The organism is Burkholderia sp. GW821-FHT14F03 (assembly GCF_058803765.1).
Genome location: NZ_JBXAPG010000013.1, coordinates 82,445 through 103,015 on the forward strand (window position 1 = coordinate 82,445; position 20,571 = coordinate 103,015).

Below are 20,571 nucleotides of genomic sequence, written 5' to 3' on the forward strand. Positions count from 1 at the left end.
GAAGCGGCGCGCGACGGATAAAGCGAAAAACGGTTGGCGGCGGCTGCGCGTCAGGCGCGCGCGTCCGCGTGCAGCGCGTTGGGCGCGGCGATGTCGATGCCGGCGTGTTCGAGCGCCGCGCGGATGCGGCGCGCGAACGCGAGCGCATGCGGGCCGTCGCCGTGCAGGCAGACGGTCTGCGCGCTGAGCGGCACCCACTCGCCCGTGACCGCGCGCACCCGCTGGCCGCGCACCATCTCGAGCGTGCGCTCGAGCATCTCGTCTTCGTTTTCGATCAGCGCGCCGGGCTGGCTGCGCGGCACGAGCGAGCCGTCGGCGCGGTAGCCGCGGTCGGCGAATACTTCCTCGACCGCGCTGAGGCCCGCCTGCCGCGCCGCCGCGATGAAGCCGCTGTTGGCGAGGCCGAACACCGCCACCGACGGGTCGAAGTCATGGATCGCGGACACCACGGCGTCGGCGATCTGCGGGTCGCGCGCGGCCTGGTTGTAGAGCGCGCCGTGCGGTTTCACGTGCGCGATCCGGCCGCCCTCGGCCTGCGCGATCGCGGACAGCGCGCCGAGCTGGTACAGCACGCCCGCATAGATCTCGCCCGCCGGCAGGTCCATTTCCTTGCGGCCGAAGTTCTCGGGGTCGTGGAAGCTCGGGTGCGCGCCGATCGCGACGTTCTTCTCGACGGCCCAGCGCACGCAGTCGCGCATCGCCTGCGCGCCGCCCGCGTGCCAGCCGCACGCGATGTTGGCGGAACTCACGAGTTCGAGCAGCGCCTCGTCGGAGCCGCAGCCTTCGCCGAGATCGGCGTTCAGATCGATTTCCATGTTGTCCTCGTCAGGAGCCTGTTGTTGTCGGGATGGGCGGGCCGCCGTCACGCGGCCCGGGACTGCGCGCGTGCGCGCGCTTCTTCGTGCATGTCGATGGCCACGTCGATCTGCCGCAGGTACGCGCGCTCGGCCGCGAGCGCATCGCGCGCGGCGTCGGGCGTGGCGAGCACGAAGCGGATCGGCAGGTTCAGGCGCGCCTGCGCGAGTTTCCACAGATCGGCGCGGATCACCGAGCCGATCTTCGGATAGCCGCCCGTCGTCTGCGCATCATGCATCAGCACGATCGGCTGGCCGTTCGGCGGCACCTGGATCGTGCCGGGCAGCACCGCGTGCGACAGCAGGTCGTCGGACTTCGCGCGCGTCAGGGCGGTGCCCGAGAGCCGGTAGCCCATCCGGTTGCTGTTCGGGGTCACGAGCCATTCGTCGTCCCACAGCGCCTGCTGCGCGGCCGGCGTGAAGCTCGGATACTGCGGGCCGGGCAGCACCCGCACCGGCATCGCCCAGGCCGCGTGCGTGCTCTTGTGGCGGCGCGGCGCGTCGTCGAAGCGGGTGAAGGCGCACCAGGCGGGCGCCTTCACGCCGAATTCGCGCGCGTCGGGCGCGAGGCAGCCCGGCGTGTCGGCCGCGGGCGCGCCCACCGGCAGACGGTCGCCGTCGCGCAGCGCGCGGCCGCCGAGGCCGCCGTAGCGCGAGGCGAGGTCGGTGCTGCGCGAGCCGATCATCGGCAGCACGTCGATCCCGCCCGCGATGCACAGGTAGCCGCGCATCCCGCGTTTCGCGGCGGGCAGCACCAGGGTCTGGCCGGCCGCGACGGGCAGGCTCCACCACGAATAGACGGGCTGGCCGTCGAGCGTCGCGCCGAATTCGGTGCCGGTGATCGCGACCCGGGCCGCGCGCGGGAAGCGGAACGACGCGGGGCCGAGCGTGATCTCGACGGCCGCCGCGTCCGGCCGGTTGCCGACCAGCCGGTTGCCGACCTCGAGCGCGAGCGAGTCGAGCGCGCCGCCCTGCGCGACGCCCAGGTGGCGGAAGCCCTGCCGGCCGAGATCCTGCACCGTGGACAAGGGGCCGGCGCGCAGCACCTCGATGCTGCCTGCGGATGCGTGACGGTTCATCGGCGGGGGCCCTCCGCGATCGTGAAGCGGACCCGGTCGCCCGGCCGCAGCAAGGTGGGCGGCGTCTGCGCCGGGTCGAACAGCGGCAGCCGGGTGCGGCCGATCAATTGCCAGCCGCCCGGCGCGGCGGCCGGGTAGATGCCGGTCTGCGCGCCGCCGATGCCGACCGAGCCGGCCGGCACTTCGAGCCGCGGCGCGGCGCGGCGCGGCGTGTGGAGCGCCGGTTCGAGCCCGCCCAGGTAGCTGAAGCCCGGCTGGAAGCCGAGGAAGAACACCACGTAGCGGCCGGCCGCGTGACGCCGCACGACTTCGTCGGCCGACAGCCCGGTATGCGCGGCGACCGCGTCGAGATCGGGGCCGGATGCGCCGCCGTATTCCACCGGGATCTCGACCTCGCGGCCGTCGTCCGCGAGGTCGCCGGGCGCGTCCCAGGCCGCCTGCAGCAGCGGCAGCAGCGCGTCGGCGGAGGTGGCGAGCGGGTCGAACACAATGGTCAGGTTGTTCATGCCCGGCACGACGTCGACGACGTGCGGCCAGCCGCGCGCGGTGTCGGCGACGGCCCAGATGCGGCGCTGGCAGTCCAGGGTCGCGGGCGGAGGCGTTTCGCAGACCAGCGCGGAATCGCCGAGCGGATAGAGGCGGGGTGTGGTCATCGGTCCAGGATGCGGCAGGGCATCGATCAAGAATACATTGTCAATAAAATGTCGATAACTTCTCAATAAGCGTTTTTGCGGAGCAGGCGGCGCGGGGGTTCTGGCGTACACTGCGGCTCACCTTCGACCCGAGCCGGATTGTTTCCGCCATGCAGCGCGCACCGACCAAGATCGTGTCTTCCGAACATCTCGTCTCCGAGTCCAGCGCGGAATTATCCGAGCTGGAATATGGCCTCATCATGGCGAGCAACGCATTCAACCGCTGGATGGTGAGGTGCATGGCGGCCGCGGGCGCGAAGGACATGACGGCGGTCGAGGTGTCGCTGCTGCATCACGTGAGCCACCGCGAGCGCAAGAAGAAGCTCGCGGACATCTGCTTCGTCCTCAATATCGAGGATACGCATGTCGCGACCTACGCCCTCAAGAAACTTGTGGCCCGAGGGTATGTAAAAAGCGAAAAGACCGGCAAGGAGGTGTTCTTCTCGGCCACCCCGGCCGGTCGCGACCTGTGCCTCAAGTATCGCGAGGTGCGCGAGCATTGCCTGATCGAGACGCTCAAGGAAAGCGGCCTGACCAACGAGCAGATCGGCGAATCCGCGCAGCTTTTGCGCAATGCCTCGGGCCTCTACGACACGGCCGCGCGCGCGGCGGCGTCGTTGTAGCCGCGCGTCAGCCGGCGCGCCGCAGCGTGCGCGCGTCGGTGACGATCCAGTCGAGCGGCCGGTCGTGCGCATCGCGCGGCAGCGCGGCCACGCCGCAGGCGTCGTAGGCCACGCCGAGCGTGACGGGCGGGGCGGCGCCGGGCCAGGCCGCGAGCGTGCGGTCGTAGTAGCCGCCGCCGTAGCCGAGCCGGTAGCCCGCCTCGTCGAAGCCCACGCAGGGAATCAGCAGCAGCTCCGGCACGAGCGGCGCGCCCGCGGCCGGCTCGGGGATCCGGTGATGGCCCTCGCGCATCGGCGCGCCGGGCGCCCAGGCATGGAACGCGAGCGGCGCGTGGGGCGTCTCGATCACCGGCAGCGCGGCGCGCCGGCGGGCGTCGGCGGCGAGCCAGTCGGACACCGTCGGGCGCGCGTCGAACTCGCCCGCGAGGGGCCAGTAGAAGCCGAGCGTGCGCGCCGGCTGGGCATCGAGCAGCGCGCGCAGCCGCCGGGCGAGCGCGGCGTCGGCAAGCGGCGCGGCGGCCGCGTCGCGGCGGGCGGCGGCAAGCGTTTTGCGCAGCGCCTGCTTCGCGTTCGCGGCGGGGGGGCGTGCTATGCTTTCGCTCACTTCGTGCTCCATTCAAAACGATGTCGACCAGCTTTTTTCGAGTATATCGCGCGGCCCTGATGAGCTTCGTCGCCGCGGTGTTGACCGCGGGGACGGTCTCCTGCGCCGCGCAGTCCGCCGACGACGCCACCTCGGGCGACGACCAGACCTTCGTGCAGCTGCGCGAAGCCGCGCGCAGGAACGATCCCGCGCGCGCCGCGCAGCTCGCCGCGCTGCTGCCGAACTATCCGGCGCAGTCCTACGTCGAGTATTTCCAGATCAAGCCGCAATTGTTCGATTCGAGCGGCCGCGCGCGGCCCGACGCGCCCGACGCGCCGGTGCTGTCGTTCCTTGCGCGCTACGACGGCCAGGCGATCGCCGACCGGCTGCGCAACGACTACCTGCTGGTGCTCGGCGCGCGCCACGACTGGCGCAACTTCGACGACCAGTACAAGCGCTTCGTGCTCGACGACGACACCCAGGTCAAGTGCTACGCGCTCGAATCGCGCGCGTCGCGCGGCGAGAACGTCGCGGACGCGGCGCGCGCGCTGCTCGTCGAGCCCAAGTATTACGGCGACGCGTGCGTCGACCTGGTCACCGCGCTGTCGGTCAACCAGCAGTTCTCGAGCGACGACGTGTGGGCGCAGGTGCGCGCCGCGTACGAGCAGAACTACACGACCCTCGGCGGCAAGCTGGTCGACGCGCTGGGCCCGCGCCCGGCCGGCTTCGACCAGGCCACCAGCGCGCCGCCGCTGTATCTGGCGCGCGGCGTCGGCAGCGATCCGGCTTCGCGGCAGCTCGCGCTGCTCGCGATCATGCGCATGGCGCGCAACGATCCGGACGCGGCGGCGGGCTCGCTGACCTCGGTCGCGGCGTCGCTCAACAACGCGGAGCAGGCGACCGCCTGGGGCGCGATCGGCTATCAGGCCGCGCTGAAGCGGCTGCCGCAGGCCGCGCTCTGGTACCAGAAATCGAAGGACGCGTCGTTGTCGACCGGCGCGTACGAGTGGCGCACCCGCAGCGCGCTGCTGGTCGGCGATTGGCCGATGGTGCGCTGGTCGATCGAGCAGATGCCCGATGCGCTGCGCGCCCAGCCGACCTGGATCTACTGGCATGCGCGCGCGCTCAAGCGCAGCGGCGACACGCTGAAGGCGAACCAGGAATTCGAACAGATCGCCGGTCAGTTCAACTTCTACGGCCAGCTGGCGGGCGAGGAACTGGGCCAGAAGACCGAGATCCCGCCGCGCACCACGGTGACCGACGCCGAGATCAGCGAGATGAGCAAGGTGCCGGGCTTCGCGCTCGCGCAGCGTTTCTATGCGCTGAACCTGCGCCTCGAAGGCAATCGCGAATGGAACTGGCCGCTGCGCGGCATGACCGATCGCCAACTGCTCGCCGCGGCCGAATACGGCAAGCGCGTCGACCTGCTCGACCGCACGGTCAACACCGCCGACCGCACCAAGGTCGAGCACGACTTCACGCTGCGCTATCCGTCGCCGTACCGCAGCATCGTCGAGCGCTACGCGCAGGGCAACGGGCTCGATGTCGAATGGGCGTACGGGCTGATCCGGCAGGAATCGCGCTTCATCACCAATGCGCGTTCGTCGGTGGGCGCGGGCGGCCTGATGCAGCTGATGCCGGCCACCGCGCAGCTGGTCGCGAAGAAGCTCGGGCTCGGCGCCGTGTCGCGCGCGCAGATGCACGACATCGACACCAACATCCAGCTCGGCACCTGGTATCTGTCGGATATCTACCAGAAGTTCGACAACTCCGCGGTGCTCGCGACGGCCGGCTACAACGCCGGGCCGGGCCGCCCGCGGCAGTGGCGGCAGGTGCTCGTGCAGCCGGTGGAAGGCGCGATCTTCGCGGAGACGATCCCGTTCAACGAGACCCGCGACTACGTGAAGAACGTGCTGTCCAACACCACGTATTACGCGGCGCTGTTCGAAGGCAAGCCGCAGTCGCTGAAGGCGCGGCTGGGCTTCATCGCGCCCTAGCCATCGTTTCGCCGGCCTGCCGCGCCTGAGGCGGCAGGCGGTTTTCGCAGGTCATGACCATGCACGCACATCCCGTCGCGGTGTTGGGCGGCACCGGGTTCGTCGGCAGCCGGCTCGTCAGCGCGCTGGTCGCGGCGGGCGCGCATGTGCGGCTCGGCGTGCGGCGGCGCGAGCACGCGCGCCACCTGGCGATGCTGCCCATCGAGATCGTCGAGCTGGACGGCCTGGAGGTGCGCGCGCTCGCGCGCTTCGTCGCCGGCGCGCGCGCCGCCGTCAATCTGGTCGGCGTGTTGCATGGCGGGTCCGGCGCGCCCTACGGCGAGCGCTTCGCGCGCCTGCACGTCGCGCTGCCGGGCGCGTTCGCGGCCGCCTGCGCGCAGGTCGGCGTGCCCCGCCTGCTGCACGTGAGCGCGCTCGGCGCCGATCCGCGCGGACCGAGCATGTACCTGCGCTCGAAGGGCGACGGCGAGGTCGCGCTGCATGCCGAGGCGGCGGCGGGCGGGATCGCGGCGACCGTGTTTCGTCCGTCCGTCGTGTTCGGGCCCGGCGATGCGTTCCTGACCACCTTCACGCGCCTGCAGCGCAGCCTGCCGATCCTGCCGCTCGCGATGCCCGACGCCTTGTTCCAGCCGGTCTACGTCGGCGATGTCGCGCAGGCGCTCGTCACCGCGCTCGGACTCGAGGCGGCGCGCGGCCGGACCTATGAGCTGGGCGGTCCCGCCGTCTATACGCTCGAACAGCTGGTGCGCTACTGCGGCCTGCTCGCGGGCCGCTCGGCGCGCATCGTGCGGCTGCCCGACACGCTCGCGCGCTGGCAGGCGTTCGCATTCGAGCATCTGCCGGGCGAGCCCGTGATCACGCGCGACAATCTCGCATCGATGCGCGTGCCGAACGTGCTGAGCGGCCCGCTCGCGCCCGAGCTGGCGCTGCGCCCCGCGAGCCTCGAGAGCGTCGCGCCCGCCTATCTGGACGAGCGCGCGGCGCGTTCCCGCTTCGACGCGTGGCGCGCGCGGCGTTGAGCCGGGCGCGGCGCCCCGCGTCGCACCCATTGGTTTCGTTATCCATTTTTCACGCACCTGGAAGCCTCATGAAACTCATCATCGGAGACAAGAACTATTCGTCGTGGTCGATGCGGCCCTGGGTCCTGCTCGCGCACTTCGACATCCCGTTCGAGGAAGTGCTGATCGAGTTGCGGCGCGACGACACCGCCGCGCGGATCCGCGCCTATTCGCCGTCGGGCAAGGTGCCGTGCCTCGTCGACGACGCGCTCGGCGCGATCTGGGATTCGCTCGCGATCGCGGAGACCCTGGCCGAGCGCTTCCCGCAGCATGCGCTGTGGCCGCGCGACGCCGCCGTGCGCGCGCGGGCGCGCAGCGTCGCGGCCGAGATGCACGCGGGCTTCGGCGCGCTGCGCGACGAGCTGCCGCTCAACGTGCGCGAGACGGTGCCGGGACGCACGCCGACGCGCGCCGCGCAGGCCGACATCGCGCGCATCGACGCGCTGTGGCGCGAATGCATCGCGGCGTCGGGCGGCCCGTTCCTGTTCGGCGCGTTCTCGATCGCGGACGCGATGTACGCGCCCGTCGTGCTGCGCTTCAACACCTACGCGACGCCGCTGTCGCCCGAGGCGGCCGCATATGCGGCGCGCGTCACGGCGCTGCCGGCGGTGGCGGCGTGGATCGACGCGTCGCGGCGCGAGACCCACCAGATCGATCTGTACGGCGGCCCGGCATGAACCTCTATGCAGTCGGCGGCGCGATCCGCGACGAACTGCTCGGCGTGCCGGTGCAGGACCGCGACTACGTGGTCGTGGGCGCGACGCCCGAGCAGATGGCGGCGCAGGGCTTCAAGCCGGTGGGCAAGGATTTCCCGGTGTTCCTGCATCCGACGACCCACGAGGAATACGCGCTCGCGCGCACCGAGCGCAAGACGGCGGCCGGCTATCACGGCTTCCAGTTCCACTTCGCGCCGGACGTGACGCTCGACGAGGATCTCGCGCGCCGCGACCTGACGATCAACGCGATGGCGCGCGAGCTGAGCCCGGACGGTCAGCTGATCGGGCCGGTCATCGATCCGTACGGCGGGCAGGCGGATCTGCGCGCGCGGCTGTTCCGCCACGTGGGGCCCGCGTTCGTCGAGGACCCGGTGCGGATCCTGCGGGTGGCCCGCTTCGCCGCGCGCTTCGCCGCGTTCACGGTCGCGCCCGACACGCTCGCGCTGATGCGCGCGATGGTCGCGGCGGGCGAGGTCGACGCGCTCGTGCCGGAACGGGTCTGGCAGGAGGTCGCGCGCGGCCTGATGGAGGCGCGGCCGTCGCGGATGTTCGCGGTGCTGCGCGAATGCGGCGCGCTCGCGCGCATTCTGCCCGAGGTCGATGCGCTGTTCGGCGTGCCCCAGCGCGCCGACTACCATCCGGAAGTCGATACGGGCGTGCACGTGATGATGGTGATCGACCATGCGGCCAAGCACGGCTATTCGCTGCCGGTGCGCTTTGCGGCGCTGACCCACGATCTCGGCAAGGCGACCACGCCCGCCGACGTGCTGCCGCGCCATCTCGGCCACGAAGGGCGCAGCGTCGACCTGCTGCAACCGCTGTGCGAGCGTCTGCGGGTGCCGAACGAGTGCCGCGATCTGGCGGTGCTCGTCGCGCGCGAGCACGGTAATCTGCATCGCGTGATGGAGATGGGCGCGGCGGCGCTGGTGCGGCTGCTCGAGCGCGCCGACGCGTTGCGCAAGCCCGCGCGTTTCGCCGAGGCGCTGCAGGCGAGCGAATCCGATGCGCGCGGCCGGCTCGGCTTCGAGACGCGGCCGTATCCGCAGGCCGAGCGGCTGCGCCTCGCGCTCGTCGCGGCGCGCGCGGTGGATGCGGGCGCGGTCGCGCGCGAGCACGCGGGCGAGGCGGCGCGGATCAAGGAGGCCGTGCACGCCGCGCGGGTGCGCGCGGTGGCGCAGGCGTTGGGGATGGAGGCGGCGTAGCGCGCGTCGGACCGGGGCCGGCGTGTTCGAGCGGTGGCGCGTCGGTGTCCGAGGCGCGCGGGCCGGGCGCATGAGGTGTGCTGCCCGACGGGGCGGCGCGCCGGCCGCCGCCGCCCCGGGACGACGGCGACGACCGTCCCGGCCGCCACCCTCGTCCCGCGCCGCTTCAATCCATCAGCGTGTCGCGCACGACCGGCGCGATCCGCTCCGCGAGCCACGCATGCGTGCGCGTGCCCGGGTGCAGCGTGTCCCAGAACACGAAGCGCGCCGGATCGCGACAGTCGCCGCGCGGTGTCTGCGAGGCCATGTAGGTCAGCGACGACGGCTTCGGAATGTCGAGGCAGGCGTGCCGCGCATCGTCGAAGTCGTACCGCGTCGGGTTGCTCAGCAGATCGTCGAACAGCGCGTACGCATCGAACACCTCGAGCTTCAGCGTCGCGCCATAGCGTGTCCGCAGCGCGGCGGCCGTCTCGGCCAGCCGCCGGTTGTAGTCCAGCACCTGCGCGGCGACGCGCGTGGCGTCGTCGCGGGTCGCGAACACCGGCGCGCGCGAGACGTCGGGCAGCGTCAGCAGCAGGATGCGCCGCGCCCCCGCCGCCGTCAGCCGTTCGAGGCTCGTGCGCACTGCGTCGGCGGCCTGCTCGGGCGTGCGTCCGTAGTTCACGAAATCGTTGCCGCCCGCGAACACCGCGAACAGCGTGTTCTCGACCCGGTAGCCCGGCGCGCGCGTCATGTACTCGCGCCACGAATCCACCTGCTGCACCAGCCCCGGCACGACCAGGTAGCGATCGGTCGCCGCGCCGCCGATCGCCCAGTTGTACATCGGCAGCCCGAGCGCGCGCGCCAGATACTCGACCCACACCGGCCCGTTGCTGAAGCGGCCCGCGTGCCAGGTCGAGCCGTTCGGCAGCGTCCACTGGCTCGCGTTGAACATGTTCTGCGTATCGGACAGGCTGTCGCCGAACACGATCAGCTTGTTCGCGCGCGGCGGCTGCTGCGCGGCGTCGAGCGTCCAGATCGTATGGTTGAACGACAGCGCGTTGTTGGCCGCGACCGCCTGGGTCAGCGGCTGACGGATCCCGCGCGCATCGAGCGTGCGGCGGCATACGTCGGCGAGCGTCTCCTGCGCGACGGCACTGAAGAACATGTTCTTCCATTGGGTGATGCCGTCGGCCCACCAGTAGCCGGGCACCCGGTACCAGTCGCCGCTGCCCGGGTCGCGCGCCCACTCGTAGGTGGCCTTCGGCGCGAGCGCGCTGTCGCTGATCCGATACCAGCAGCGCAGGTAGGTGTAGGTGTCCTTGCCCTGGCCGGCCGCGCGCAGCGCGTCGGAGGCCGGGGCGGGCGGCGCCGCGAGCGGGCCGGACGGCGACAGCGTCATGTCGCCCGTCGGCATCGGCGGTTCGGCGGGGGGCGCGGCGGCGGCGTGCGCCGCGAGCGGCAGGGCGACGGCGAGCGCCGTCAGTGCGAACCGGCGGCGGATCGCGTGGATGCGACAGTCATGGGTCATGGTTGCCCTCGAATCGTTGTTATTGGCGCCGTGCGGCCGCACGGCTATGGCTGTATCGGAGGACGCGGGAAACGCCGGGCTCGGGCCCGGTCTGATCGAATCGGGGGAAGCCCGGGTTCGGGCTTCAGGGGAAATTCAGGGCGTGGCGGCGCTGACCCGGCCGTCGGGGCCGTAGAAGCCGGCCCGCTCGGGGACCGCGCGCAGCACCGCGAGCGTGCGTTCGTTGTAATCCATCCGGATGCGCACCAGCATCCCGTTGTTCGCATTGGCGCGTTGCGCGCGCTCGGCCGATTGCTGGAGCAATTGCCAGCTGCCCGCGAGCCGGGCGTCCTGCCCGGACGCCTGATCCATGCCCGCCTTGCCGCCCGGGAAGCCGAGCGCGCCGAGCTGGCTGTCGCGCCGGCGTTCGAGGCTTGCCAGCTGCTCGATCAGCGCGTTCTTGCGCTCGATGATTCCGGGCAGCGCCTCGAGCGGCGACGGGGTCGTCAGCGCTTTTTCCTCATAGGCGAGCAGCGAGGCGAATGCCTCGACCGTCGCATGCTCGTCGTTGACCGTGGCCAGCAGTTCTTCTCTCATCGCGTCTCGCTCAAAACGCCGGCGGGCGGACCGTCCGCTCGCCTGTTCCTTCCCGTCGCGGGCCTCGGGGCCCGTTCAGTTGCCCGTCTGCGGCTTGTTCTGCAGCAGCTCGCGGGCCGTCTGCAAGACGCCGTCGGCAATCTTGCCGGCGTCGATCGACAGCGTGCCGCTGCGCAGCGCATCGCGGATCGACTCGACTTGCGCGGTATCGATATCGGCGCTGCCGGAGGCCGCCAGCGCGCGCAGGTTCGAGGACAGGCCGGACAAATTCACGTTCGTGTCGCCGGGCGCCGCGCCTGCGGCGCCTTGCGCGCCGCCCGCGGCGGCTGCCGGACTGGACGGGGTGCGGGCCGCGCCGGCGGTGGCGTTCGACAGCGGGCGGGCGCTCGAAGAGGAGGTGGAATCGACTTTCACGATGGATTTCCTGAACGGTTTGAGCAAGATAACGGCAGGGCCGGCTCAAACTTTAGCACCCGTTCCTCGGTAAACGCCTGATTAAACGAAACTTTGCAATCCTAGAGCGGGATTTCCACGGTCCCGGCATCCTTGACGATCGCGGTGACGATCTGTCCGGCCGCCATCCGCACCCGCACCTGCTGGCCGGGCGCTGCGTTGTTGAGCACGCTGCCCTCCGACGAGATCGTGAAACCCTGGCCCGCCGCGACCACCCGCACCGTCTGTCCGATCGATACCGACGCCGCGCTCCTCAGCATGTCCTGACGCAGCGGCAGGCCCGCGCCGATGCGCGACAGCGCGGTGGCGCCGACCGCCTGCGACGGGGCGGTGATGATCGCGAGCGGCAGCGCCGTCAGGTCGCCGTCGCGGGCCACCAGGTCGGCGGCGCTCAGCGCCTCGCCGGGCGCGATCTGCCGCGCGGCGACGTAATAGGTGGCCTGCACGCTCAGCTTCGCCTGCAGATAGATCGTCCAGGGGTGTTCGCCCGCGCAGCGCACGCCGACCGTCGTGCGCCCCCACAGGCGCGCGCCCGTCGGCATGAACGGTTCGAGCGTCGTGCAGGCGGCCAGGCCGCGCGGAAACGCCGGCGCCACGGTGACGGTGGTCTTGCCGGGCAGGCCGGCCGACTGCTGCTGCAGGAACGCGAGCGCGGCGCGGCGGATCGATTCGCCGTCCTGCTGCCCGTCGGGGACGGCGGCCGAGGCGGCCGGCGCGGCTGCCGCGATCGGGCGGGCGGGACGCGCGGCGGCCTGGAGCGGCAGCGGCCGGGCGGCCGGCTGCGTGCGCAGCGCGGCCGGGGTTGGGGCCGGTGCGCCGCTCGCGCCTTGCGCGCCGGCGAAGCCGGACCGGGCGGGGGCGACGGACGCGGCCGGCATAGGCGCGGCCGGCATAGGTGTGGCCGGCATAGGCGCGGCCTGGAAAGGCGCGGCCTGGAAAGGCGCGGCCGGCGCAGACGCGGTTGCCATGGGCGCGCCGGGCATCGGCCGCGCGGCGCGCGGCGTCGGCTCGGCCGGCGCGACGCGGATCCAGCCGGGCTGCACCGGGTCGTCCTGCTGCGGGTCGGTCTGCGGGGCCTGCGTAATCTGGCGCCGGTTCAGCGCGGCGGCCTCGAGTGCGGCGCTCACGTCGGCCGGGCGCGACGGCGCATGCGCATTGGCGTTGGCGAGCGCGGCCTCGGCCGATTCGCCGCGGCCCGGGATCACGATCATCCCGTCGTTCGGGCCCGCCGCAGCCTGCTGAGCGAGGGCGGGGGCGGCGTGGCCCGCGCAGGCCAGCACGAGGGCAAGGGCGGCGCGCGCATGCCGCCAGCGCGTGCGCGCCGCGCCGCCTGCGTCAATCGTCATCGCCGCCTCCTGTAAGCCGTTGGTACGAATTGCATTCTAGGGAGCGGGGCGCGCGCGCAAACGACGAACAGAGGGGGGCTTTCCCGGTTATTCGCCCGATTGCCTCTTGCCTCGGCCGCCTACTATCCGTGTCATGGAAAAAAGCCTCTTTGGCCGCCGCGCGGCGAAAGAGCACTGCCCTGCTTGAGACGGAGAGCCCCGATGCTGGACCAACTCGATGCTGCTTTTGCCTTCGGCCGCGAGGCGCTCGACGTGCGCGCCTACCGCCAGGAGCTGCTGTCGTCGAACATCGCGAACGCCGACACCCCCGGGTACCAGGCCCGCGACGTCGACTTCGCGTCGACGCTGTCGCGCGCGCTGCGCAAGGATGCGGGCGGCGCCACGGCCGGCAACGCCGCGCAGCTGCAGCTCGCGCAGCCGGCCGGGGTGACGGCCGGGATGGCGATGGCGGCGACCGCGGCGGGCCACATGGCCGGCAACGCGAAGCTGATCCCGACGGGCGGCCCGAGCGACGACTACGGGCGCGCGCAGTATCGGAACCCGCGCCAGCCCTCGCTCGACGGCAACACCGTCGACCCCGACATGGAGCGCGTGCAGTTCGCGGACAACGCGCTGCACTACCAGACCGGCCTGACCGTGATGACGCAGCAGATCAAGTCGATGCTCGCGGCGATCTCGTCGGGCAGCTGAGCGATGCCGTCGCACCGCCCGGAACCTTTCAGTCAGCACGCCACGCGTTAAGGAGCACGCATGCCTTCGTTGATGAATATCTTCGACGTCGCCGGATCGGCGATGTCGGCCCAGTCCCAGCGTCTGAACGTGACCGCGTCGAACCTCGCCAACGCGGACAGCGTGACGGGCCCCGACGGCAAGCCCTACAAGGCGAAGCAGGTGGTGTTCGCGGCCGATCCCGTCGGCGGCGCGCGCACCCGCTCGGGACAGGGCGTGGGCGGCGTGAAGGTGACGCAGGTGATCGACGATCCGTCGCCGATGAAGCGCACCTACGATCCGTCGAATCCCGCCGCCGGCGAGGACGGCTATGTCGAGATGCCGAACGTCGACCCGGTGCAGGAGATGGTCAACATGATCTCGGCGTCGCGCTCGTACCAGGCCAACGTCGAGACGCTCAACACGGCGAAGCAGCTGATGCTGAAGACGCTGACGATCGGTTCCTGAACCGCAAAATTCTTGTGAAGGTGCATCGGACATGACTTCCTCTTCCACCACGATCGGCGGCAACGGCACGACGATCGGCGCGATCCCGCTCGATACGATGAGCTCGAACGGCGGCGGCTCGAAGTCGAGCCTCAGCACGAGCACCAGCACGGGCGTGAGCACGAGCGGCAGCCTGTCGACCACCTCGGCGGCCGACCTGCAGACCACCTTCCTGAAGCTGCTCGTCACGCAGCTGCAGAACCAGGATCCGACCAGCCCGGTCGACAGCTCGCAGATGACCTCGCAGCTCGCGCAGATCAACACCGTGAGCGGCATCGCGCAGCTGAATTCGTCGCTGACGTCGCTGTCGACGCAGCTGACGGCAGGCCAGCAGACCCAGGCCGCGCTGCTGATCGGCTCGAATGTGCTCGCGCCGGGCAACACCGTGCCGGTCAAGGGCGGCGCCGCTTCGCCGTTCGGCGTGCAGCTCCCGACCGCCGTGTCGAACCTGACCATCACCGTGACGAACTCGGCGGGCACGGTGGTCAACACGATCAACGCGAAGCAGCAGGCGGCCGGCACCGTGCCGTTCAACTGGACGCCCACCGACGCCGCCGGCAATCCGCTGCCCGACGGCACCTACACGATCAGCGCGAGCTACACCGATGCGAGCGGCAAGCAGTACACGCCGACCACGCTGTCGGCCTCGCAGGTGCTGAGCGTGGTCAAGCAGGCGGACGGCACCCCGGGGCTCGTGCTGTCCAACGGCACGACCGTCGGCCTGACCCAGGTGGCGTCGATCTTCCCGAGCACGAAGACCGCGTCGACCAGCACGCCGTCCACGTCTTCATCCAACTGATCCAGCATTCACGGCACGGAGCACGAAATGGGCTATCAACAAGGTCTGAGCGGCTTGGCAGGCGCGTCGAGCGACCTCGACGTGATCGGCAACAACATCGCGAACGCGAACACGGTCGGCTTCAAGGCCAGCCAGGCGCAGTTCGCCGACATGTACGCGAATTCGATCGCGTCGGCGGTCAACAACCAGATCGGCATCGGCACGACGATGGCGTCGGTGCAGCAGCAGTTCACGCAGGGCAACATCACGTCGAGCAACTCGACGCTGAACGTCGCGATCAACGGCAACGGCTTCTTCCAGATGTCGAACAACGGCGTGATCACGTATTCGCGCGACGGCACGTTCTCGCGCGACAAGAACGGCAACATCGTCAATTCGCAGAACATGAACGTGATGGGCTACGCAGCCGGTGCGAACGGCGTGATCAACACGGCCGCGACCGTGCCGCTGCAGGCGCCGACCACCAACATCGCGCCCAAGGCGACCGCCAACATCAACGCGCAGTTCAACCTGAACTCGCAGGATGCGGTGCCGACCAACACGCCGTTCAATCCGACCGATCTCACGACGTTCAACTACAACACCTCGGTTCAGGTGTACGACACGCTCGGCGGCACGCAGACGGTCAACATGTACTTCGTGAAGAGCGCGGCGCCGGCCGGCACCTGGCAGGCCTACGCGGGCGTGTCGGGCCAGACGCCGACCAACCTCGGCACGATCAGCTTCAACACGTCGGGCCAGATCACCGGCACGACCACGGGCACGCCGCCCGCGCCGACCGCGAACGTCGGCCAGTTCAACTTCACGATCCCGAACACGACGGGCGGCGCGAACCCGCAGAACCTGACGCTGAACCTGACGGGCACGACCCAGTACGGCGGCCAGGACGGCGTCAACAACCTCGCGCAGGACGGTTTCGCGAGCGGCACGCTGACGACCTTCACGATCGGCGCGGACGGCAAGCTGACCGGCAACTACTCGAACGGCCAGACCGCGACGCTCGGCCAGATCGTGCTCGCGAACTTCAACAACCCGAACGGGCTCGTGAGCATCGGCGGCAACCAGTACATCGAGACGGCGGCATCGGGCGTGCCGCAGATCTCGGCGCCGGGCAGCACCAACCACGGCACGCTGCAGGGCAGCTCGCTCGAGAACTCGAATGTCGACCTGACGAGCGAGCTGGTGAACCTGATCACCGCGCAGCGCAACTACCAGGCCAACGCGCAGACGATCAAGACCCAGCAGACGGTCGACCAGACGCTGATCAACCTCTGAACGTAGCCACGCATACGGACCACATCGAGCCATGGACCGACTGATCTATACGGCGATGACGGGCGCGACGCAGTCGCTCGAACAGCAGGCCATCGTCGCGAACAATCTCGCGAACGTGTCGACGACCGGCTTTCGCGCGCAGCTCGCGACGTTCCGCGCGGTGCCGATGAATTTCGGCACGGGCGGCGCGGTCGACCCGCAGACCACCCGCACCTACGTGCTGTCGTCGACGCCGGGCGCGGACTACACCCCGGGGCCGATCACCCGCACCGGCAACCCGCTCGACGTCGCGGTGCAGGGCCCGGGCTGGATGTCCGTGCAACTGCCGGACGGCAGCGAGGGCTACACCCGCGCGGGCAACCTGCACATCGACGAGAACGGTCAGCTGATGACCGCGAGCAATCTGCCGGTGGTCGGCAACGGCGGCCCGATCTCGGTGCCGCCGAACGCGCAGGTCACGATCGGCAAGGACGGCACCGTGTCGGCGCTGATGCCGGGCGATCCGCCGACCGCGATCGCGATGGTCGACCAGATGAAGCTGGTCAATCCGGACGCGGGCACGATGACGCGCGGCGACGACGGCGTGTTCCGCACCGTCGACGGCAATCCGGCCGAGGTCGATCCGGCCGTCGTGGTCACGCCGAACTCGCTCGAGGGCAGCAACGTCAACCCGGTGAGCGCGATGGTGTCGATGCTCGACAACGTGCGCGCGTTCCAGCTGCAGACCAAGCTCATCGAAACCGCCGACCAGAACGAGCAGTCGGCGAACCAGCTGCTCAACTTCAGCTGAGCGCCCCGCTTCCAGGAGAAGATTCACCGTGAACCGTTCCCTCTACATCGCCGCCACCGGCATGAATGCGCAGCAGGCGCAGATGGATGTGACCTCGAACAACCTCGCGAACGTGAGCACGAACGGCTTCAAGTCGTCGCGCGCCGTGTTCGAGGATCTGCTGTACCAGACCATCCGCCAGCCCGGCGCGAACTCGACCCAGCAGACCGAACTGCCGTCGGGCCTGCAGCTCGGCACCGGCGTGCAGCAGGTCGCGACCGAGCGCCTGTATACGCAGGGCGTGCTGCAGCCGACCGGCAACTCGAAGGACGTCGCGATCAACGGCGCGGGCTTCTTCCAGGTGCTGATGCCGGACGGCACGACCTCGTACACGCGCGACGGCTCGTTCCAGACCAACGCGCAGGGCCAGCTCGTGACCTCGAGCGGCTACCAGGTGATCCCGGCCATCACGATCCCGGCGAACGCGACCTCGCTCACGATCGGCAAGGACGGCGTGGTGACGATCACGCAGCCGGGCTCGAGCAACGCGGTGCAGATCGGCGCGATGCAGGTCGCCACCTTCATCAATCCGGCCGGCCTGCAGGGCCTGGGCGAGAACCTGTTCGCGGAAACCAGCACGTCGGGCGCGCCGAACGTGTCGCAGCCGGGCCTGAACGGCGCGGGCTCGATCAACCAGAACTACGTCGAGGCGTCGAACGTGAACGTCGTGCAGGAGCTCGTCAACATGATCCAGACCCAGCGCGCGTACGAGATCAACAGCAAGGCGGTCACGACGTCCGACCAGATGCTGCAGACCGTCAATCAGATGAAGAGCTAACCCAATCGCATGCAGGTCACGTCGCAATGAAGCCGGTCCGCTTTCTCCCGTTCCCGTCCGCCCGCCTGCGCGCGGCGGCGGCCGTCGCGTTCGCCGCGGCGCTGTCCGGCTGCGGGCTCGTGCCGCACGAGCCGATCATCCAGCAGCCGATGACGGCCGCGCCGCCGCCGCCGCCGTCGATGCAGGCGCCGGGCTCGATCTACAACCCGGGCTACGCGGGACGGCCGTTGTTCGAGGATCAGCGGCCGCGCAACATCGGCGACATCCTGACGATCGTGATCGCGGAAAACATCAATGCGACCAAGTCGTCCGGCGCGAACACCAACCGCCAGGGCAACACCAACTTCGAGGTGCCGACGGCGGGCTTCCTCGGCGGCATCATCAACCGCGCGAACCTGACGGCCGACGGCGCGAACAAGTTCACCGCGACGGGCGGCGCGAGCGCGGCGAACACCTTCAACGGCACGATCACGGTGACGGTCACCAACGTGCTGCCGAACGGCAACCTGGTCGTGAGCGGCGAGAAGCAGATGCTGATCAACCAGGGCAACGAATTCGTGCGCTTCTCGGGCGTCGTCAATCCGAACACGATCTCGGGCGCGAACTCGGTGTACTCCACGCAGGTCGCGGACGCGAAGATCGAATACTCGGCGAAGGGCTACATCAACGAAGCCGAGAACATGGGTTGGCTGCAGCGCTTCTTCCTCAACGTCGCGCCGTGGTGATGCTCATGTCGATCCTGTCTCGTCTCCGTTTCCCGCGCTCGCCCGCCGCCTGGCGCGCGAGCGTCGCGGCCGCGGCGCTCGCGTGCGCGGCGCTCGGGCTGCCGGCCGTCGCGCACGCGGAACGCCTGAAGGATCTCGCGCAGATCCAGGGCGTGCGCGACAACCCGCTGATCGGCTACGGCCTCGTGGTCGGCCTCGACGGCACCGGCGACCAGACGATGCAGACGCCGTTCACGACGCAGACGCTCGCGAACATGCTCGCGAACCTCGGCATCTCGATCAACAACGGGTCGGCGAACGGCGGGGCGTCGGCGCTGACCAACATGCAGCTGAAGAACGTCGCGGCCGTGATGGTGACCGCCACGCTGCCGCCGTTCGCGCGGCCGGGCGAGGCGATCGACGTGACGGTGTCGTCGCTCGGCAACGCCAAGAGCCTGCGCGGCGGCACGCTGCTGCTGACGCCGCTCAAGGGCGCGGACGGCCAGGTCTATGCGCTGTCGCAGGGCAACATGGCGGTCGGCGGCGCGGGCGCGAGCGCGAACGGCAGCCGCGTGCAGGTCAACCAGCTCGCGGCCGGCCGGATCGTCGGCGGCGCGATCGTCGAGCGCTCGGTGCCGAACGCGATCGCGCAGATGAACGGCATGCTGCAGCTGCAGCTGAACGACATGGACTACGGCACCGCCGAGCGCATCGTCGCGGCGGTCAACTCGAATTTCGGCCCGGGCACCGCGATGGCGCTCGACGGCCGCACGATCCAGCTCACCGCACCGGCCGATTCGACGCAGCAGGTCGCCTTCATGGCGCGCCTGCAGAACCTCGACGTGAAGCCGGAGCGGGCCGCGGCGAAGGTGATCCTGAACGCGCGCACGGGCTCGATCGTGATGAACCAGATGGTGACGCTGCAAAGCTGCGCGGTCGCGCACGGCAACCTGTCGGTGGTGGTCAACACCCAGCCGGTGGTGTCGCAGCCGGGGCCGTTCTCGAACGGCCAGACGGTCGTCGCGCAACAGTCGCAGATCCAGCTGAAGCAGGACAACGGCGCGCTGAAGATGGTGACGGCGGGCGCCAACCTGGCCGATGTCGTGAAGGCGTTGAACTCGCTGGGCGCGACGCCGGCCGACCTGATGTCGATCCTGCAGGCCATGAAGGCCGCCGGGGCGCTCAGGGCCGATCTGGAGATTATCTGATCATGGCGAATCTTCCGAAGGGCGCGGATCTGTCGCAGCGTTTCGCGCTCGATGTACAGGGTTTCGACGGCCTGCGCGCGCAGGCGACTGCCTCGCCGCGCCAGAGCGCGAAGATGGTCGCGGGCCAGTTCGACGCGATGTTCACGCAGATGATGCTGAAGAGCATGCGCGACGCCACGCCGTCGGGCGGGCTGTTCGATTCGAGCACCTCGAAGATGTACACGTCGATGCTCGACCAGCAGCTGTCGCAGCAGATGTCGTCGAAAGGCATCGGCATCGCCGACGCGCTGATGAAGCAGCTGATGCGCAACATCGATCCGTCGGGCGGCGACGCGGAAGGCCAGGGCGGCGAGGGCGGCCTCGTCGCGATGAACGCGATGGCGAAGGCGTACTCGGACGCCGCCGCGAACAACGGCGGGCTCGCCGGCAAGCGCGGCTTCTCGTCGAACAGCGCGCTCACGCCGGCGGTGAAGGGCAACGGCAGCTCGCCGGACGCCGATGCGTTCGTCGACAAGATGGCCGCGCCCGCCCAGGCCGCGAGCGCGGCGACCGGGATTCCGGCGCGCTTCATCGTGGGCCAGGCGGCGCTCGAATCGGGCTGGGGCAAGCGCGAGATCCGCGGCTCGGACGGCTCGACGAGCCACAACGTGTTCGGCATCAAGGCGACCAAGGGCTGGACCGGCCGCACGGTGTCGGCGGTCACGACCGAGTACGTGAACGGCGCGCCGCGCAAGGTGGTCGCGCAGTTCCGCGCCTACGACTCCTACGAGCACGCGATGACCGACTACGCGTCGCTGCTCAAGAACAACCCGCGCTACGCGGGCGTGTTGAACGCGGGCGGCACCGCGGAAGGCTTCGCGCACGGCATGCAGCGCGCCGGCTACGCGACCGATCCGCACTACGCGAAGAAGCTGATTTCGATCATGCAGCAGCTCGGCTGAACGAAATCGAACGGTCGTTCGTGGCATTTGGGCCGCGCCGGGCTTGGGCTCCGCGCGGTTTTAACGTTTGCTTAAAAAATAAAAGCCGTTTTCGATCTAAACTTTGGCTTGCTGTTGCCGCTAAATGTGAGAG

At 70.1% G+C, this 20,571-nt stretch carries 22 protein-coding genes; 14 read left to right on the forward strand and 8 right to left on the reverse strand.

Annotated features, from left to right (window positions below; all coding sequences use genetic code 11):
- Positions 1–50 precede the first annotated feature (50 nt).
- The 3 genes from pxpA to pxpB are packed head-to-tail and all read right to left on the reverse strand — an operon-like array spanning position 51 to position 2,586.
- Complete coding sequence (gene pxpA, locus AC1RQF_RS11095) at positions 51–815, reverse strand: 5-oxoprolinase subunit PxpA (RefSeq protein ID WP_273999513.1); 765 nt, start codon at positions 813–815, stop codon at positions 51–53.
- A 47-nt stretch (positions 816–862) separates the two neighbouring features.
- Positions 863–1,933 carry a 5-oxoprolinase subunit C family protein gene (locus AC1RQF_RS11100; protein WP_273999512.1) on the reverse strand — a complete coding sequence of 357 codons (1,071 nt, stop codon included), beginning with the start codon at positions 1,931–1,933 and terminating at the stop codon, positions 863–865.
- Complete coding sequence (gene pxpB, locus AC1RQF_RS11105; RefSeq protein WP_273999510.1) at positions 1,930–2,586, reverse strand: 5-oxoprolinase subunit PxpB; 657 nt, start codon at positions 2,584–2,586, stop codon at positions 1,930–1,932. The genes AC1RQF_RS11100 and pxpB overlap by 4 nt, the downstream gene beginning before the upstream one ends.
- 149 nt (positions 2,587–2,735) lie before the next feature.
- On the opposite strand from pxpB, the gene AC1RQF_RS11110 reads away from it, so the two are divergent.
- Positions 2,736–3,248 (forward strand): winged helix DNA-binding protein, encoded by a 513-nt coding sequence (locus tag AC1RQF_RS11110; RefSeq protein ID WP_273999509.1) that lies wholly within the window; start codon positions 2,736–2,738, stop codon positions 3,246–3,248.
- Between the two features lie 7 nt (positions 3,249–3,255).
- Here AC1RQF_RS11110 and AC1RQF_RS11115 read toward each other — a convergent pair whose 3' ends face one another.
- Positions 3,256–3,852, reverse strand: coding sequence for a 5-formyltetrahydrofolate cyclo-ligase (locus AC1RQF_RS11115; RefSeq protein ID WP_492872055.1), 597 nt, complete (start codon positions 3,850–3,852; stop codon positions 3,256–3,258).
- 20 nt (positions 3,853–3,872) lie between these two features.
- Here AC1RQF_RS11115 and AC1RQF_RS11120 point away from each other — a divergent pair, with 20 nt between their 5' ends.
- From AC1RQF_RS11120 to AC1RQF_RS11135, 4 genes are all read left to right on the forward strand, one after another.
- Positions 3,873–5,828: a lytic transglycosylase domain-containing protein gene (locus tag AC1RQF_RS11120; protein ID WP_273999505.1), complete on the forward strand. Its 1,956-nt coding sequence runs from the start codon at positions 3,873–3,875 to the stop codon at positions 5,826–5,828.
- A 59-nt stretch (positions 5,829–5,887) separates the two neighbouring features.
- Positions 5,888–6,847 (forward strand): complex I NDUFA9 subunit family protein, encoded by a 960-nt coding sequence (locus AC1RQF_RS11125; RefSeq protein WP_492872056.1) that lies wholly within the window; start codon positions 5,888–5,890, stop codon positions 6,845–6,847.
- Between the two features lie 68 nt (positions 6,848–6,915).
- Entirely contained in the window at positions 6,916–7,563 is a 648-nt protein-coding gene (locus AC1RQF_RS11130) for a glutathione S-transferase family protein (protein WP_273999502.1), read from the forward strand.
- Complete coding sequence (locus tag AC1RQF_RS11135; protein WP_273999500.1) at positions 7,560–8,804, forward strand: multifunctional CCA addition/repair protein; 1,245 nt, start codon at positions 7,560–7,562, stop codon at positions 8,802–8,804. Before AC1RQF_RS11130 ends, AC1RQF_RS11135 begins: the two co-directional genes overlap by 4 nt.
- A gap of 166 nt (positions 8,805–8,970) precedes the next feature.
- Here the strand turns inward: AC1RQF_RS11135 and AC1RQF_RS11140 are convergent, their stop codons facing one another.
- From AC1RQF_RS11140 to flgA, 4 genes are all read right to left on the reverse strand, one after another.
- A complete protein-coding gene (locus tag AC1RQF_RS11140) occupies positions 8,971–10,314 on the reverse strand; it encodes an SGNH/GDSL hydrolase family protein (protein WP_273999499.1) in 1,344 nt (447 codons plus the stop codon).
- Positions 10,315–10,449: 135 nt separating this feature from the next.
- Positions 10,450–10,890, reverse strand: coding sequence for a flagella synthesis protein FlgN (locus AC1RQF_RS11145; protein WP_273999498.1), 441 nt, complete (start codon positions 10,888–10,890; stop codon positions 10,450–10,452).
- Between the two features lie 75 nt (positions 10,891–10,965).
- On the reverse strand, positions 10,966–11,304 hold the full coding sequence (gene flgM, locus AC1RQF_RS11150; RefSeq protein ID WP_273999497.1) for a flagellar biosynthesis anti-sigma factor FlgM: 339 nt from the start codon (positions 11,302–11,304) through the stop codon (positions 10,966–10,968).
- 101 nt (positions 11,305–11,405) lie between these two features.
- Positions 11,406–12,689, reverse strand: coding sequence for a flagellar basal body P-ring formation chaperone FlgA (gene flgA / locus AC1RQF_RS11155; protein WP_492872057.1), 1,284 nt, complete (start codon positions 12,687–12,689; stop codon positions 11,406–11,408).
- Between the two features lie 201 nt (positions 12,690–12,890).
- Here flgA and flgB point away from each other — a divergent pair, with 201 nt between their 5' ends.
- From flgB to flgJ, 9 genes are read left to right on the forward strand one after another with little or no spacing between them, the layout of a single operon-like run.
- The gene (gene flgB, locus AC1RQF_RS11160; RefSeq protein WP_273999495.1) at positions 12,891–13,379 is read left to right on the forward strand and encodes a flagellar basal body rod protein FlgB; all 489 of its coding nucleotides are present in this window, start codon (positions 12,891–12,893) and stop codon (positions 13,377–13,379) included.
- 60 nt (positions 13,380–13,439) lie between these two features.
- Positions 13,440–13,865, forward strand: coding sequence for a flagellar basal body rod protein FlgC (gene flgC / locus AC1RQF_RS11165; protein ID WP_273999494.1), 426 nt, complete (start codon positions 13,440–13,442; stop codon positions 13,863–13,865).
- A 31-nt stretch (positions 13,866–13,896) separates the two neighbouring features.
- Entirely contained in the window at positions 13,897–14,703 is an 807-nt protein-coding gene (locus AC1RQF_RS11170) for a flagellar hook assembly protein FlgD (RefSeq protein ID WP_492872058.1), read from the forward strand.
- 27 nt (positions 14,704–14,730) lie between these two features.
- Complete coding sequence (gene flgE, locus AC1RQF_RS11175) at positions 14,731–15,978, forward strand: flagellar hook protein FlgE (protein WP_273999491.1); 1,248 nt, start codon at positions 14,731–14,733, stop codon at positions 15,976–15,978.
- A 31-nt stretch (positions 15,979–16,009) separates the two neighbouring features.
- The gene (locus AC1RQF_RS11180; RefSeq protein ID WP_273999490.1) at positions 16,010–16,768 is read left to right on the forward strand and encodes a flagellar basal body rod protein FlgF; all 759 of its coding nucleotides are present in this window, start codon (positions 16,010–16,012) and stop codon (positions 16,766–16,768) included.
- A 28-nt stretch (positions 16,769–16,796) separates the two neighbouring features.
- A complete protein-coding gene (gene flgG, locus AC1RQF_RS11185; RefSeq protein WP_273999489.1) occupies positions 16,797–17,585 on the forward strand; it encodes a flagellar basal-body rod protein FlgG in 789 nt (262 codons plus the stop codon).
- A gap of 26 nt (positions 17,586–17,611) precedes the next feature.
- A complete protein-coding gene (gene flgH, locus AC1RQF_RS11190) occupies positions 17,612–18,310 on the forward strand; it encodes a flagellar basal body L-ring protein FlgH (protein ID WP_273999488.1) in 699 nt (232 codons plus the stop codon).
- A 5-nt stretch (positions 18,311–18,315) separates the two neighbouring features.
- Positions 18,316–19,497: a flagellar basal body P-ring protein FlgI gene (locus AC1RQF_RS11195; protein ID WP_443111543.1), complete on the forward strand. Its 1,182-nt coding sequence runs from the start codon at positions 18,316–18,318 to the stop codon at positions 19,495–19,497.
- A 2-nt stretch (positions 19,498–19,499) separates the two neighbouring features.
- A complete protein-coding gene (flgJ, locus tag AC1RQF_RS11200; RefSeq protein WP_273999485.1) occupies positions 19,500–20,438 on the forward strand; it encodes a flagellar assembly peptidoglycan hydrolase FlgJ in 939 nt (312 codons plus the stop codon).
- Positions 20,439–20,571: the final 133 nt, after the last annotated feature.